The following is a 577-nucleotide window of genomic DNA, read 5'->3' on the forward strand; positions in this document are numbered from 1 at the left end:
TCGTCGGCGGGGGCTTCGCAGGCGGGAGGGGCTTCCGGGGGCCGCAGCCCGCTGGACCCGAAGCTGCTGGACTACGCGGACTCGCTGCGCACGCTGGAGGCGAACTTCGGCTACCTGGACCTGCTGGACGGCAAGAAGGACGGCTCGCTGTCGCACGCGGACCTCCAGCGCATCTCGCAGGACCGGAACGTGTCGCCGTCGCTCCGGGACGCGGCGAAGTTCTTCGTCGACAACCGCACCTTCTTCGAACAGGTGGACACGGCGAAGCACAAGCTGCTCGGCCTGCCGATGCCGACCTTCAACGACGACCGCATCGACCTGAGAGGCATCGAGCTGGAGTCGAAGCGGCTGTCCATGGAGTTCGCGAAGTACGGACGTCCGGACCGGCCGGGCCAGCCGCCCCCCACGCAGTCGGATTGCAAACCGGCGCCGTCGGACTGCGCGCCGCCGGCCACGGGCGGTGGCTCCGGTCCCAGGCCGGGAAGCGGCGCGGGGCGTCCGGGCAGTGGTGGCACCGGGAAGCCGGGCAGCGGCACGGGGAGCACGGATGGCGTGTCGGGCCTGTCTCTTATACCCA

The 577-nt window shown here is 70.7% G+C and carries 1 pseudogene; it reads left to right on the forward strand.

From position 1 onward, the window contains the following. Positions 1 to 577, forward strand: a pseudogene (locus D7W79_RS42590) (hypothetical protein); the annotation flags it as partial.

The sequence above is a fragment of the Corallococcus exercitus genome, from assembly GCF_003611585.1.
Taxonomy (GTDB): Bacteria; Myxococcota; Myxococcia; order Myxococcales; family Myxococcaceae; genus Corallococcus; species Corallococcus exercitus.